Raw genomic sequence first — 405 nt, forward strand, 5'->3', positions numbered from 1 at the left:
TTTACTGGCAAAGCGCCTTTCCGCGACATTTACATCCACGGCCTCGTGCGCGACAAGCAGGGGCGCAAGATGAGCAAGTCGCTTGGAAACGGACTTGACCCGCTTGAGCTTGTGGACGAGTTCGGCGCGGACGCGATGAAGTTCACTCTCGCGTTCATGTGCGCCCAAGGGCAGGACATTCTGGTGGATAAAGAATCCTTTAAGATGGGGACAAAGTTCGCCAACAAGATATGGAACGCGAGCAGATATATACTGATGAACCTTGAAGGGCGCGAGCCGGTTAAAAACCCGAAACTGTCGCCTGAGGACAAGTGGATTTATTCCCGCCTTAACAGCGCGGCGAAATCCATGAGGGAGGCGTTCTTTTCCTACCGCTACAACGATGCGGCGCAGACGGCTTATGAG

Annotated in this window: 1 protein-coding gene; it reads left to right on the forward strand. The window is 54.1% G+C overall.

Annotated features, from left to right (window positions below; translation table 11 throughout):
* On the forward strand, positions 1-405 hold a 405-nt coding region (locus ACYVTD_RS17395), incomplete at both ends, for a class I tRNA ligase family protein (RefSeq protein ID WP_461248884.1).

Source organism: Treponema sp. R6D11 (assembly GCF_054786075.1).